At 36.4% G+C, this 14,161-nt stretch carries 12 protein-coding genes; 11 read left to right on the top strand and 1 reads right to left on the bottom strand.

The features are described 5' to 3' along the window. Position 1 precedes the first annotated feature (1 nt). From ABVM53_RS10765 to ABVM53_RS10815, 11 genes are all read left to right on the top strand, one after another. Positions 2–1,087 (top strand): glycosyltransferase family 4 protein, encoded by a 1,086-nt coding sequence (locus ABVM53_RS10765; RefSeq protein ID WP_405325931.1) that lies wholly within the window; start codon positions 2–4, stop codon positions 1,085–1,087. Positions 1,088–1,384: 297 nt separating this feature from the next. Continuing rightward, a complete protein-coding gene (locus tag ABVM53_RS10770) occupies positions 1,385–2,395 on the top strand; it encodes a glycosyltransferase family 4 protein (protein ID WP_405325933.1) in 1,011 nt (336 codons plus the stop codon). Positions 2,396–2,469: 74 nt separating this feature from the next. Beyond that, positions 2,470–3,690: a hypothetical protein gene (locus tag ABVM53_RS10775; protein WP_405325934.1), complete on the top strand. Its 1,221-nt coding sequence runs from the start codon at positions 2,470–2,472 to the stop codon at positions 3,688–3,690. Beyond that, positions 3,687–4,859 (top strand): glycosyltransferase, encoded by a 1,173-nt coding sequence (locus ABVM53_RS10780; RefSeq protein WP_405325936.1) that lies wholly within the window; start codon positions 3,687–3,689, stop codon positions 4,857–4,859. The genes ABVM53_RS10775 and ABVM53_RS10780 overlap by 4 nt, the downstream gene beginning before the upstream one ends. Before the next feature lie 3 nt (positions 4,860–4,862). Continuing rightward, positions 4,863–6,032, top strand: a complete 1,170-nt coding sequence (locus ABVM53_RS10785; protein ID WP_405325938.1) for a glycosyltransferase — start codon at positions 4,863–4,865, stop codon at positions 6,030–6,032. Between the two features lie 20 nt (positions 6,033–6,052). After that, positions 6,053–6,604, top strand: coding sequence for a WcaF family extracellular polysaccharide biosynthesis acetyltransferase (locus ABVM53_RS10790; protein WP_405325940.1), 552 nt, complete (start codon positions 6,053–6,055; stop codon positions 6,602–6,604). After that, positions 6,604–7,542, top strand: coding sequence for a UDP-glucuronic acid decarboxylase family protein (locus tag ABVM53_RS10795; RefSeq protein WP_405325942.1), 939 nt, complete (start codon positions 6,604–6,606; stop codon positions 7,540–7,542). Before ABVM53_RS10790 ends, ABVM53_RS10795 begins: the two co-directional genes overlap by 1 nt. A 3-nt stretch (positions 7,543–7,545) precedes the next feature. Further along, on the top strand, positions 7,546–8,319 hold the full coding sequence (locus ABVM53_RS10800; RefSeq protein WP_405325944.1) for a glycosyltransferase family 2 protein: 774 nt from the start codon (positions 7,546–7,548) through the stop codon (positions 8,317–8,319). A 6-nt stretch (positions 8,320–8,325) separates the two neighbouring features. Next, on the top strand, positions 8,326–9,672 hold the full coding sequence (locus tag ABVM53_RS10805; RefSeq protein ID WP_405325946.1) for an exopolysaccharide biosynthesis polyprenyl glycosylphosphotransferase: 1,347 nt from the start codon (positions 8,326–8,328) through the stop codon (positions 9,670–9,672). A gap of 64 nt (positions 9,673–9,736) precedes the next feature. Beyond that, positions 9,737–10,513 (top strand): polysaccharide biosynthesis/export family protein, encoded by a 777-nt coding sequence (locus ABVM53_RS10810; RefSeq protein ID WP_405325948.1) that lies wholly within the window; start codon positions 9,737–9,739, stop codon positions 10,511–10,513. A 3-nt stretch (positions 10,514–10,516) separates the two neighbouring features. After that, positions 10,517–12,892 carry a GumC family protein gene (locus tag ABVM53_RS10815; RefSeq protein WP_405325950.1) on the top strand — a complete coding sequence of 792 codons (2,376 nt, stop codon included), beginning with the start codon at positions 10,517–10,519 and terminating at the stop codon, positions 12,890–12,892. A gap of 77 nt (positions 12,893–12,969) precedes the next feature. On the opposite strand, the gene ABVM53_RS10820 is transcribed toward ABVM53_RS10815, so the two are convergent. Then, positions 12,970–14,139, bottom strand: a complete 1,170-nt coding sequence (locus ABVM53_RS10820) for a GAF domain-containing sensor histidine kinase (RefSeq protein WP_405325952.1) — start codon at positions 14,137–14,139, stop codon at positions 12,970–12,972. Positions 14,140–14,161: the final 22 nt, after the last annotated feature.

Consider the following 14,161-nt stretch of genomic DNA (forward strand, 5'->3'; position numbering starts at 1 on the left):
TATGCCTAACCGTTTACTTGTTTATTCCACTCAAATGATGTCTACGGGAGGTATTGAAAGCCATCTGTTGCATTTTATAAAAGAATGTGTGCGTGATAACATACAAATTACTTTTATCGTATTAAATTCACAAATTAGTGCTTCAAATACATTGGTTTTAGAAGGTTTATGTGAACATGTTTTTGTAAATAGTCAAGGAAATTTAAGTGCTATAAAAAAAATCAGCTGGTTGTTTACAATCGGATATAAATTAAGATCGATCATTTTTGACGGACTATATACCAACGGGCAGGGGAGTAGTATTATGTGGATTTCTAAATTGATCCGATTTAAAAATTGGGTACATCATCATCATACTTCCGGAGACTTAGCCGATCAAAATACATGGAGTAACACGTATCGAAAAGCTATGTTGCAAGCGAATACCGTTATAGCCTGTTCGCAACGTAACGCCTTCGCTATGAAAGCTAATCTAAATCGCGAAATAGACAGCATACCCTGTTTCTCCAGAAATATAGGTGCTTCTTCCCATAAACCGGAATCTAAAGGCGGTTATTTAGAATTTGGATATTATGGGCGGCTGATACCTGAAAAAGGGATTGATTTGATTTGTAAATTGAGTGAAGAGGAAGATTTAAAACATATTAAATTTAACATATGGGGGGAAGGTGCTTCCTATCCTGATTCTTTTTTCGAAAATTTTGACAATGTAAATTATCATGGCATCTTCAGCAGTGACGAAGAATTGAAGTTTATTTTAAATCAACTCGATGCTTTTATTCTGTTATCCACACATCCAGAAGGCTTGCCTATAAGTTTACTGGAAGTTATGAGTGCCGGTATTCCGTGGCTGGCTACCAATCGTGGAGGGATACCGGATATCGCTTTAAATCCTTTAACAACTCAGGTTATCCCTTTTGATTTGTCTTATCAGGAGTTTAAAGATAAAGTACTTCAATTTTCTAAGGATATCCTTTCCGGTACTTCGCAACAAGAAGATCAAATACATCTTTATAACGAAAAATATGCATCACCTGTAATTTTACATCAGTGGAAAAAAAAGTTTTTCGTTAGTAGTACTGTTTAATAGCTAAGATGCATCTGTTTACGAGAAAACTGTATAAAAACTGAATACGTGGTTCCAGAAAAGAAAAAGATATTAGTTAGTCATCCAACCGGTAACGCTAACCTCCGTGCGCTTCTTAGCGGTTTTTCAGAAGCCGGAATATTACATAGTTACCATACCAGTATCGCAAATTTTAAAGATAGCGTCTGGAGGTTTTTTGAGAAACTACCGGGACTTTCTGAATTTAAAAGAAGGCGTTATACTGAAAATCTTCAAGCTCTGACCAAAAATTATCCATTAAAGCAGTTGGGGAGACTTGTGGCTTCCCGTTTTGGACTATCGTCTCTTGTAACTCATGAGACCGGTATTTTTAGTGTGGATGCCATGTATCATGATCTTGACAAAAAGGTAAGTCTGTCTCTTGCTAAGAATCCTCAAATTGACGCGGTTTATGCTTATGAAGATGGTGCTTTTCATACCTTTTCCACGGCGTCTAAATTAGGAATCGTATGCCTGTATGATTTACCAATTGGTTATTGGAGGGCTATGCACGAAATATTGGAACGGGATCGTATTCTATATCCGGAATGGTCACAAACACTAACCGGATTGAAAGATTCTAAACAAAAATTAGCACGGAAAGATGCCGAGCTTCACCATGCGGATCATATTATTGTAGCTAGCAGTTTTACCAAAAAAACACTTGAGACCTATCCTAATAGACTTGCACCTGTACATGTTATTCCGTATGGGTTTCCGGAAGGAATTCCAATTAAAACCTATAGTGATACTTCGTTACGGAAACTAAAACTTCTATTTGTGGGCGGTTTATCACAGCGTAAAGGTATCGCACAACTTTTTGAGGTGTGTGAATTGCTAAAAGATCAGGTAAGCTTGAAAGTCATCGGGCGAAAGCCTATTGAAGACTGCGAGGTACTCAACAACTCTTTAAAAAAAGTCGAGTGGATTTCTTCCTGTTCTCATCCTGAAATTTTAACCGAAATGCGAGACGCCGATATTTTTGTATTCCCTTCTTTGTTTGAAGGCTATGGGCTGGTTATTGCGGAAGCGATGGCACAGGGTACTCCCGTGATTACCACCTCACATACGTGTGGGGCCGATTATATCCGGGATGGTGAGAATGGCTGGCTGGTAAAGGCCGGGGATTCAAAATCTTTAGAAACCAAATTACAGCACATCCTTAAAAATCCAGAACTTATCGAGGACGCGGGAATATTGGCTTTTGAAACTGCACAAGAAAACCCAAATTCGCAGTATTCTCAGAAAGTTAGTGCATTAGTAACTGATTTAATATCCCGTTCACTTTGATAAATCAAGAATTGTCTAATTCGAGGAATAAAAATCTAAAGCAAATTAAATGGGCTATCTGGGTCTATTTTATATTGTTAATTATCGAGGGGGGGTTACGTAAGTGGGTTTTACCAGGACTTGCCCAACCGCTTCTTATCGTTCGGGATCCGGTAGCCATTTATTTAATTTATAAAAGTACTTATAGCGGGTTGTATCGTTTTAATGAGTGGATAAATACGGCCTATATATTAACCGCTATTTCTTTATGTCTAACGCTTATTGTAGGACATGGTAATTTAGTTGTTGCGCTCTACGGATGTCGTATTATGCTGCTCCATTTTCCCTTAATTTTTATTATAGGGCATTTTCTCAGTGCAGATGATGTTCTAAAAATTGGGAAATGCTTACTCTATATTACAATAGCTATGACCGTACTTGTGGCCTGGCAATTTTACAGCCCACAGTCCGCATGGATAAACCGAGGGATTGGAGGGGATTTGGAAGGTTCCGGTTTTAGTGGGGCTGGAGGCTATAAACGGGTGCCCGGAATGTTTTCTTTTACGAATGGTCTTACTCATTTTTACGGGCTAGTGCTGCCATTTATTCTATATTTTTGGTTGGTCAATAAAACAAGCGTCAATAAATTTATTCTTATACTTGCAACTCTTGCATATATATTAGCAATACCCTTAAGTATTAGTAGAAGTGTTTTTTTTCAAACTGTTTTAACTTTCCTTTTTTTAGTTGCTGTATCGGCAACAAACAAAAAAATTATAGGAGGGATTGCTGGGATTGTATTTTTCGGATTTTTCGGATTTGTACTCTTACTTAATCTTAATTTTTTTTCAAATTTAGTAGATGTTTTACAAACTAGATTTCAAGCAGCATCTGCTTCAGAAGGAGATGTTATTCAAGGGACCTTAATAGACCGTATTTTTGGAGGTTTACTTTCAAACATAACTAATCCGTCTGTTTCCTGGGTTGGCCAAGGGTTGGGAATGGGAACCAATGCAGGAGCTAAATTAATATCCGGAACTAAAGGATTTTTAATTTCAGAGGGTGAATGGGGCCGGCTTATAGGTGAACGGGGTTATATTTTGGGAATGGTTGTTATTTTTATGCGCATTTTAGTTGTGTTTAAAATGGGACTTTCTTCTTGGAAAGCGACTAAATCGAATAATTTAATGAGTTGGTTGCTTCTCTCATTTGTGGCTCAAATTATCATATTAGGACAGTGGGGACAACCTACATCACTTGGTTTTGCCATTTTGGGAGGTGGACTTTTACTGGCATCGCTAAAAATTACTAATTGAGAATACTATTATTAACGCATCCTGATTTTTTAAATTCCAGCAGTATGCCGCGTTACGCCCGGATGCTTTCTGAAGGAATGCGTGCTCGGGGTTATGAAGTTAAGAAAGTAACAGCCACTCCTTTTTTTTTCAAACTTCCGCTTCCAGGTTCTTTTAAAAAGTGGTTAGGGTATATGGATCAATATCTGGTTTTTCCTGTTTTGTTTAAACTAAAAAAATCTGAAGCCAACACCCTTTATGTTTTTGCTGATCAAGCCTTAGGACCGTGGGTTCCTTTAGTTAAAAACAAACCCCACGTGATTCATTGTCACGATTTTCTGGCTCAGCGCTCGGCATTAGGTGAACTCGCAGAAAATAAAACCGGAAAAACTGGAAGATGGTATCAAGAATTTATACGCAGGGGATATCAACAAGGAAAATATTTTATATCCATTTCTAAAAAAAGCCAACAGGATTTGCATCAGTTTTTAACCGAAAAACCCCTTCTGTCTGAAGTGGTGTATAATGGTTTAAATCAACCCTTTAATCCTGATGAGCCTTATAAAGTTCGGGAAATGCTATCCAAACACCTTAATATCGACCTGTCCTCCGGCTATCTGCTTCATGTAGGCGGAAATCAATTTTATAAAAATCGTTTGGGTGTTTTGGAAATCGTATCTGCCTATAGAATGAAAACGGGAAATTTGGTTCCTTTAGTTATGGTGGGATCTTCTCCAACAGAAGATCTGCTGTTAATGAAAAATCAAATGTCTGGTAATTCAACGGTCTATTTTTTCAGCGGTCTTTCTGATGAACTCGTACGTACTTTGTATCAGGGAGCCTTAGTTATGATTTATCCTTCATTAGAAGAAGGTTTTGGATGGCCTATTGCAGAAGCACAGGCGAGCGGTTGTCCAGTAATTACGACCGGTAAACCCCCTATGAATGAGGTGGGAGGAGACGCCGCTTTATATATTCCCCGAAAGTCTTCAATGAACATGGAGGTATTTTTAGAATCCGGAGTGGCAGCTCTTCAAGAGGTGCTTGGGTGGTCTGAAGCAGATCGGGCGGATTTTGTATCTAAAGGGCTGTTAAACGCCAAGCGTTTTGATACCGATTTTGCGCTTCAGGAGCTAGAAGCTATTTACAATAAAGTATTTCAAATCTATCAATCAAATTCCAAACACTAGACAATGAAAATACTACGTGTAATAGTGACTATGGATCCCTCTTATGGCGGTCCTTGCCAAGGGATCCGCAATAGTATACCCCCTTTAGAGGACTTAGGAATTGCGAACGAGGTGGTTTGTTTTGATGCACCTGATTCTTTGTATTTAGGAACCGATACTTTTAAAATTCACGCGATAGGACCTGCAAAGGGTCCCTATTCGTATTGCTCCGGATTTGAAGGCTGGTTGCAGCAGCATTTTGAGCGTTTTGATGCCGTAATTATCCATGGCTTGTGGCAGTACACAAGTTATGGAACGTACCGGGTATGGAAGCAGTATAAAAAAAACCATACCGTATATCCCCAACTTTATGTAATGCCGCACGGGATGTTGGATCCCTATTTTCAAAAAGCCCCGGAACGCCGGTTAAAGGCTTTACGAAATCGTATCTTTTGGCACATTTTAGAAAAGCGGGTGATTCATGGGGTAGACGGATTGCTATTTACCTGTGAACAGGAACTGCTTTTAGCACGAACTACTTTTGGAGCATATTGTCCTCAAAAAGAATTGAATGTGGGGTATGGAATCAACGAGCCACCGCCCGTCAAGGAAACGGAACTTAATGTCTTTAAAGCCGCATTTCCCCGATTGCAGGAAACTCCTTATTTTTTGTTTTTAAGCCGAATCGATCCCAAGAAGGGAGTCGATTTACTGCTTGAAGCTTATATTGAAAAGAGGCTTGAATATTCTAATATACCTGATCTTGTGGTGGCGGGGCCAGGTATGGATAGTCTGTATGGCAAAAAACTTTTAGCCTTAGCGCAGGGATCTTCTCATATACATTTTACAGGGATGGTAACCGGTGCCGTAAAGTGGGCCTTTTTTGAACAGTGTGAGGCCTTTGTTTTGCCCAGTCATCAAGAGAATTTTGGAATAGCGGTAGCAGAAGCTCTTGCATGTTCCGTACCGGTGCTGATAAGCGATCAGGTAAATATCTGGAAGGAAATCGAGTCAATGAAGGCGGGATTGATATGTACCGACAAACTTAAGGGAGTTTCTGAAATGCTGGATCGGTGGATTGCCCTGGGCCCGGACGAAAAAAAGCATATGAAACGGAATGCTAGATGTGCTTATGAAACCTATTTTACCAACCTGAATTTTGCAAAAAAAATAAAAGAATCTATTTTTAACTAGCAGGTGAAAATCAATTTATTATGCGTGTAGATTTATCCCGATTTGACAATTCCACTTTTTCCAAAGAAGCGGGGGTGTTTAAAATTTTATGCTGGATGTTGGTGAACGGGCTTGTTTTTAAAAGTTCTTTTTTCCCTTTGGTGTCCTTAAAAGTATATTTACTAAAAGCTTTTGGAGCCCAGGTGGGAGCAGGTCTAGTTATTAAAACCAATGTAAATATTAAGTTTCCATGGAAGTTAATCCTAGGCGATCATGTATGGATAGGCGAGCAGGTTTGGATTGATAATTTAGACCGGGTTTCTATCGGAAATCATGTGTGTATCTCTCAGGGAGCCCTTTTACTTACCGGAAACCATGATTATAAATCTGTAAGCTTTGATTATATGAACGGGCCTATTTATTTAGAAGACGGTGTCTGGATAGGTGCTCAAAGTACGGTATGTCCCGGGGTACGTTGTAAAAGTCATTGTGTTCTAGCAGTGGGCTCTATAGCGACAAATGATATGGAGGAGTATATGATATATCAAGGTAATCCTGCTCAAGCTATACGTCAACGAATAAATAAAATTTAATGAAGCGAATTTTAGTCACAGGTGGTGCAGGATTTATAGGGTCGCATTTATGTAATCGTCTTTTAAAAGAAGGGAATGAAGTTATTTGTTTAGATAATTATTTTACTGGGAGTAAATCAAATATCATTCATCTGCTTGCCAATCCGTATTTTGAACTTGTACGGCATGATGTCACCGAACCTTATTATGCCGAGGTAGATGAGATTTATAATCTAGCGTGTCCTGCGAGCCCAGTGCATTACCAGTACAATCCCATTAAAACGATGAAGACCTCTGTTATGGGAGCGATAAACATGCTTGGACTAGCCAAGCGTATTAAATCAAAAATTCTGCAGGCTAGTACCTCTGAAGTCTATGGAGATCCTATAGTGCACCCGCAACCAGAAAGTTATTGGGGGAATGTAAATCCTATAGGTCCGCGGGCGTGTTATGATGAGGGGAAACGCTGTGCAGAAACCTTGTTTGTAGATTATCACCGTCAAAACAAGGTAGCTATTAAAATCGCGCGTATTTTTAATACCTATGGTCCACATATGAATCCTCAGGATGGGCGTGTGGTGTCCAATTTTATTGTACAGGCGTTAAAGGGACAAGACATTACTATTTTTGGGGATGGGATGCAAACCCGGTCGTTTCAATATGTTGATGATCTTATTGAAGGTTTAATACGCTTAATGAATACGGGGTCAGACGTTACGAATCCTGTTAATCTGGGCAATGCTGAGGAATTTACAATGCTTGAACTAGCGGAAACCATATTGAGCTTAACGGGTTCTACGTCTCAAATACGATATATGCCCTTACCCGAGGATGATCCTAAACAAAGACAACCTAATGTTTCTCTAGCTTATGCGCATTTAAATGGTTGGAAGGCTCAAACAGATTTAAAAACCGGTTTGTCCAAAACTATAACGTACTTCAATACACTTTTAAGATAGGCAATGCTAAAAATTTCTGTAATCACTATAGTATTTAATAATAAAACCACTGTTGAATCTTGCCTGAAGGCTGTTCAAAGTCAAGATTACCCGTATATAGAACATATAGTTATTGACGGAGGTTCTACTGATGGGACACAGCAAATTATAGAGAATTATAAGGATAACCTAGGCTATTATATTTCTGAACCCGATACCGGTTTGTATAACGCCTTGAATAAAGGAATACGCGCCTCTAAGGGAGATATCATTGGTATTTTACATTCTGATGATTTTTACTATAGTCCTTCTACACTAAGCGAAGTAGTGGCCGCTTTTGAAAGCACTAAGACCGATGTACTTTACGGTAATGGGATGTTTGTAGATCGCGACGATCCTACACACATTAAGCGGGTGTATAGGGGTACTGCGTTTAGAAAATCATTATTGAATTTTGGCTGGGTACCTTTACATACAACTATGTACGCCACTTCCGCTGTATTTAGGAAATACGGTATGTATGAAGAAGGTTACCGTATTGCCGGCGATTACGAGATGAGCTTACGCTGGTTTAAAAATCCCGATATTAAATTTTATTTTCTTGACCGATGGTTGGTCAAGATGCGTTTGGGCGGAAAAAGCACCACTGCGGCACTTCAGAAAAAGAAATCTACAGAAGATCTGGACATCATTCTCAGGTATAGGTTGTGGGGACTATGTACGTTAGTGTTTAAAATAGCCCGTAAAATCCCGCAGTATATAATACCCCGCCTACAAACGAATAAATTTAATAAATAGCTCAATTTGCGTTTTTCAAAATATACTATTCCGATATCCATTTTTATCCATTTAGTCCTTATAAATGGGGTTTTAAGTATTTTTATACCTGACACATTTTTGAATATTTGGGCTATAATTTATTTTAATACCTCATGGTTATTAAGTACCTATTGGCTCAACTTTTATCCTACATCACGTAAAGAACGTTTTTGGGATAAGTTTCACAGTTTTCTGCAATTATTAGTTGTTTTTGGGTTGGCTTACTTTGCTTGGTTTGGATTTAAAAGAGCAGATATTACTGCATCGAGTAGTCTATTTTTTACATTAGGAGTAATTTACATCTGTTTTTTAGTTTATCGAATTTCTTTCTTTTGGGCACGTTCCAGTTATCGAGAAATGGGAGGTAATCAAGTTAACGTTGTTGTAATTGGTAGGGATCGTAATCTAAAAAAAATACGAAGTGTTTTTGATGAAGAAGATTTAGGCTATCGCTACAAAGGATATTTTGATAATCAATACTCACAAAGTCCAACTTATCTTGGAAAAATAGAAGAATGTTTTCAATTCATATTAAATAATAATGTTGATCAGATTTTTTGCACAGTATCTAGATTATCACAGGCAGAACTCTTGAATTTGATGGCTTTTGCAGATAATAACATGAAAAAATTAAAAATTATTCCAGATAATAAGGAGGTTTTTACCCGAGCAATGACAATTGAAATGTATAGATCTGTACCCGTATTAAATATGCGTGAATTACCCTTAGACACCTTATGGGCACATGTCACAAAACGCATATTTGATATAGCATTTTCACTTTTAGTTATTGTGGGAATACTATCGTGGTTGAGTCCGTTTATTTTTATTTTACAACGCTTTGACTCTAACGAGCCACTATATTTTAAGCAAAAAAGACATGGTGTAGAGCGAAAAACATTCTGGTGTTATAAATTCAGATCCATGACAACAACGCCAGATGCACATAAAACCATGATTTCTAAAAACGATAAACGCGTTACGAAACTCGGGCGTATTTTACGTCGTACAAGTATTGATGAGTTGCCTCAGTTTTTTAATGTATTATTGGGCGATATGAGTGTGGTAGGTCCCAGACCTCATATGGAATTACACACAGAAATGTATCAAAGCTCTGTAGATAAATATTTAGTGCGACATTTTGTAAAACCTGGAATTACAGGTCTTGCACAAATAAAAGGATATCGTGGTGAAATTATTGAACAGTCCGATATTGTAAATCGCACACGTTTAGATATTTTTTATGTAGAGAAATGGTCTTTACGTCTTGATATAAAAATTGTTATTAAGACTGTTATAAATGCAATTCAAGGTGAAGAAAAAGCCTATTAATAACTCTTTGCATAAATGATTCTTATTTTTTATTAAATCCTATATTTGCAAAAATAATATTTAAATGAATTTATCACGTTTTTTCAGACTTTCTACGTTTTCAATTTGTTGCATTTTTTTTGCGACATCCTGCGTTACACGGAAACAGGTTATACCCTTTTTTAACTTAGAGAATCTTCCGTCAGACTTACAATTACCCCAAGATAATGTTAAAATACAACCTGATGATATTCTAACTATTACTGTATTTGCGCCATTGCAAGAAACAGCAACACCTTTCAATTTATCTACAAGGGTAAACAATTCTGGAGGTGGTGGCAATTCATCAAACAAGGAGACTTACCAAGTTTCTGATGAGGGTACAATAAAATTCCCTTATTTGGGAGACGTTTATGTGGTAGGACTATCCCAGGAGAGTTTATCTAAAAAATTAAGTGCCGATTTGACAGAATTTTTAAAAGATCCTATTGTTCAAGTAAGAATTCAAAACTTCAAAGTTACTATTATGGGTGAAGTATCTAGCCCAAAAACAATAATTGTAGAAGAGGATTTTATTAGTTTACCAAATGCACTTAGCCAAGCTGGGGATTTAAAAATATCAGCTAGAAGAGATAATATACTAATTATAAGAGAAGAGAATAATAAGTTGACTTATAATTATTTAGATATTCGTGATAATTCGTTGTTTAGTTCTCCCTTTTATTATTTGCAACAAAACGATATTGTTTATGTTGAACCTAATACGGCTTCAATTCAAAAAGGAGGCTATCTATCAACAATATCAACCTATTTAGGATTGACCTCAGTTATCATTTCACTTGCACTAATTTTCACGCGTTAAATTATGAATGGAAAACAACAAAACGATATTCATTCCATAAATGATAATTCTTTAGATTTAAGAGAGGAAATCGCAAAATATTTAAGATACTGGCCTTGGTTTATAATTACATGTCTTTTATTTATAATTATTGCAAAAATTTATTTGAGATATGCAACAGCTATTTATCAAACTACAAGTACTGTCTTAATAAAAGATACACAACAATCTTCGGAGGCTTCAGCATTCAGTGAATTGGGTTTTCTAGGCAATCTTGGAAGCACTGGAATAGCAAATGAAATAGGGATTTTAAAATCCAGGCGTTTAATGCAAAACGTAGTAGAATCTCTTCGAATAAATATTACATATTATGGTGAAGGAAGTTTGAAGGATATTGAACTGTATAAAAACACTCCTTTTTTAATAAAGACAATTGAAATTGATGAAGAGGAGTTAAGGTCTACTTCTAAAGACAAACGCTCTTTTAGGATATCTAAAGTGCCAAAAAGTGATAACATTATACTTCAGGATTTATCAGGTAAAATAATAGTTAAGACAGGTTTAGATAAATTAATTAATTATAGTTTTGGAAGCTTTGTTATAACGAAAAATCCAGATGTTAGTTTGACAGATAACAGTTCTGTTTTAGTAACTTTTAATGACTCTGAAAGCGTTGCGAATAGTTATAGGGGAAGGTTGGGAATTGTGACTCTTGAAAAATCTTCAATTATTGAAATGAGCATGAAGGATCCTGTGCTGCTAAAAGCACAGAATATATTGGATCAGTTAGTTGTAGAATTTAATGCAGATGTTATAGCTGATAAGAATTTAATTGCTAACAATACAAAAAACTTCATAGAAGAACGTATTGTGCTTTTATCAAAAGATTTAGATGACGTAGAAAGCGATATAGAAGTATTTAAAGAAGATAATAAACTTATTGATATTCAATCAGAATCTCAAATTCTTACAAACAATGCAAATCAATTTAAACAAGAGATTGAAAATTATAGAATCCAACTTGAATTAGCGGAAATGCTATTGGAGTACGTCGATAATGGGAATTTAGAATCTACAATTCCTGCTAACATAGGAATCGCAGAAAGCAATATTAATTCAGCAATCCTCAACTTCAATCAAACCCTTCTTGAACGTAATCGTTTATTAAGATCCTCAACAAATGAAAACCCTGTAGTTAGAGATTTGAATGCCAATTTAGAAATTTTAAAACGTGAAATAAGTTCAAATTTAAAAAATTCCATCAATGGTCTCAAAGTTAATTTAAAAAACCTCTATACTCAGGCAGGCAAGGTTGAATCTCGAATATTTTCGGTGCCAAACCAAGAGCGCGAATTCAGAGCTATTGAAAGGCAACAAAATATTAAAGAAGCCCTTTATTTATTTTTATTACAAAAGCGAGAAGAGAGTGTATTGTCCTTAGCTATTGCTCCTCCTAAAGCTAAGGTTGTGGATAGCGCTTATGGCGGAGGTATAGTTTCTCCTAATTCTGGAAGTATATTATTGGGAGCTCTTTTAAGTGGATTACTTCTACCTTTTGGTTTTATATATTTTAAACGCCTACTTAATAATAAAATTGAGCGTAGGGAGGATATTGAAAAAGTGACGAAATCAATACCAATTGTAGGAGAGTTACCCCGTATCGCAAAAGGAGAATCTGATCTTATTGTAGAAAATGACCGTTCGGTTTTAGCAGAATCTTTTAGAATACTTACAACCAATTTGCAATACTTATTAGTTAATGCAAAAAATGATGATAGAGGATATTGTATTTATACCACTTCAACAGTAAAAGGGGAGGGGAAAACATTTACCTCAATTAACTTAGCTTTAACAATAGCTAATACCGGTAAAAAGGTCGTATTAATTGGGGCAGATTTGCGTAATCCGCAATTACAGCGTTATGATACGGGTTCTAAGAGTCTGTTAGGCGTAAGTGACTATTTAGTTAATAATGATCACGATCTTAACGATCTGGTACACGACTCTAAATTTCATGATAATCTCAAATTATTCTTATCCGGTAGTATTCCTCCTAATCCATCTGAATTATTAAGACAGAGTAAGTTTGGAACGATGTTAAAAGAGCTTCAGGCGAAATTTGATTATGTTATTGTAGATACTGCACCGTCAATGCTCGTTACCGACACATTCTTAATTAGCAAGCACGCAGATCTAATTTTATATGTTACGCGCGCAGGTTATACCGAGAAACGTTTGTTACAATTTGCGGTAGATTCGACAAATGAAGGTAAATTGCACGATGTGAGTTTTGTTATCAATGATGTGAAAAATGCAAATTTCGGTTATGGTAATAAATACGGTTATGCATATGGACAAACACAACCTAGTTTATGGGAGCGCTTTAAGAATAGCTTCTAAATAATTCTCAATACCTTATTAATAAAAAGCCCTTAGAATGAAATTCTAAGGGCTTTTTATTTTTTCAAATTTAGGTCCTAATCAACAATAGGAATCTGAATTTGAATTTTTGTTCCAATATTTTTCTCACTTTCAATCGACATTATTCCTTCTAAGTTTGCTACTAGTTCTTTTACAAACAATAGTCCCATTCCGTAACCTAATTCGCCGGAGGTGCCGTTTTTATGTACAGATTGGGTATTTAAAATAGAATTAACCTGTGATTGTGTCATTCCAATTCCTGAATCTGCTACAGTTATAGAAAGAATTTTTCTTTGTTCTGAGTTTGTTATCGTAAGAGCTACTTCAACCTGTTCTTTTAATTGAGTAAACTTTATCGCATTTGCAATTAAATTGCCAACTAGAGGTAATAAGTTTCGCTTAGGAAACTTTAAAGGATTAGACTCTGCATTTATTGAAAGAGAAATTCCTTTTGATTTTGCCTGTGGTGTATATAAATCAGTTAATTTTTTACCTAAAGATTCTAATGTAAAGGTCGCTTCGTCAACATGGGTAGAATCAAAATTGTCGTCTTTTAAAATATCGCTGGTTAATTGGAGAATACCTGCAGCAGCTGATGAAATAGAATCGACAATTTCTTTGATCTCAGTTTTTGTTATATTCTCATAATCTATGAGTTCGACAAGTTGAGATATACCGCTCAACGGACTCCTAATATCATGAGCGAGTCTTAGTTTAATAAGTTTTTCATCATAAGTTAATTGCTTCGCCTTTTGTAATTCGTATTTTAGTTCGAGTTGTTTTACAATTTGCTTAGCAATTATATGTAGCTGCTGAATCTGTGCTTCAGACAGGTCTTCGATATGTTTACTACCCACACAAAGTGTTCCTACAGCGATATTATCTTTAAGTTTAAGCGGAATACCATAATAGAATTTGTATCCCTCTTTAGTGACAAATGATGACTGATTGAAACGAGGATCTAGATCAACTCGGGATTTAAAGTCGGTATCTTCTTGAATGGTGATATTGCAAATAGAATCCTCACGATTCATTTGAGATAATTCGTTACACGAACTTGCAACCGTCCACTGCGTATAGTTATCGATTAAATTAACCTCAGAAAGTTCGGTGCCTGCAACTTTTGCCGCTAAGGTACTAAGCGGACCAAATTCATTGCGCAATGCATCGTAATCCAGATCTAAGTCTGCCAATTTCTGAACGCGTAGAATATCTTTGGGTATCAATTCCTTAAGTTTTAGGGGGCCT

The organism is Leeuwenhoekiella sp. LLG6367-2.1, assembly GCF_045055775.1.
GTDB classification, from domain to species: Bacteria; Bacteroidota; Bacteroidia; order Flavobacteriales; family Flavobacteriaceae; genus Leeuwenhoekiella; species Leeuwenhoekiella aequorea.

What these genes read in the sequence shown, in the direction of transcription:
- ABVM53_RS10765 (WP_405325931.1), top strand. Translation starts at nt 2, where the DNA reads ATGCCTAACCGTTTACTTGTTTATTCCACTCAAATGATGTCTACGGGA.
- ABVM53_RS10785 (WP_405325938.1), top strand. Translation starts at nt 4,863, where the DNA reads ATGAAAATACTACGTGTAATAGTGACTATGGATCCCTCTTATGGCGGT.
- ABVM53_RS10790 (WP_405325940.1), top strand. Translation starts at nt 6,053, where the DNA reads ATGCGTGTAGATTTATCCCGATTTGACAATTCCACTTTTTCCAAAGAA.
- ABVM53_RS10795 (WP_405325942.1), top strand. Translation starts at nt 6,604, where the DNA reads ATGAAGCGAATTTTAGTCACAGGTGGTGCAGGATTTATAGGGTCGCAT.
- ABVM53_RS10800 (WP_405325944.1), top strand. Translation starts at nt 7,546, where the DNA reads ATGCTAAAAATTTCTGTAATCACTATAGTATTTAATAATAAAACCACT.
- ABVM53_RS10810 (WP_405325948.1), top strand. Translation starts at nt 9,737, where the DNA reads ATGAATTTATCACGTTTTTTCAGACTTTCTACGTTTTCAATTTGTTGC.
- ABVM53_RS10815 (WP_405325950.1), top strand. Translation starts at nt 10,517, where the DNA reads ATGAATGGAAAACAACAAAACGATATTCATTCCATAAATGATAATTCT.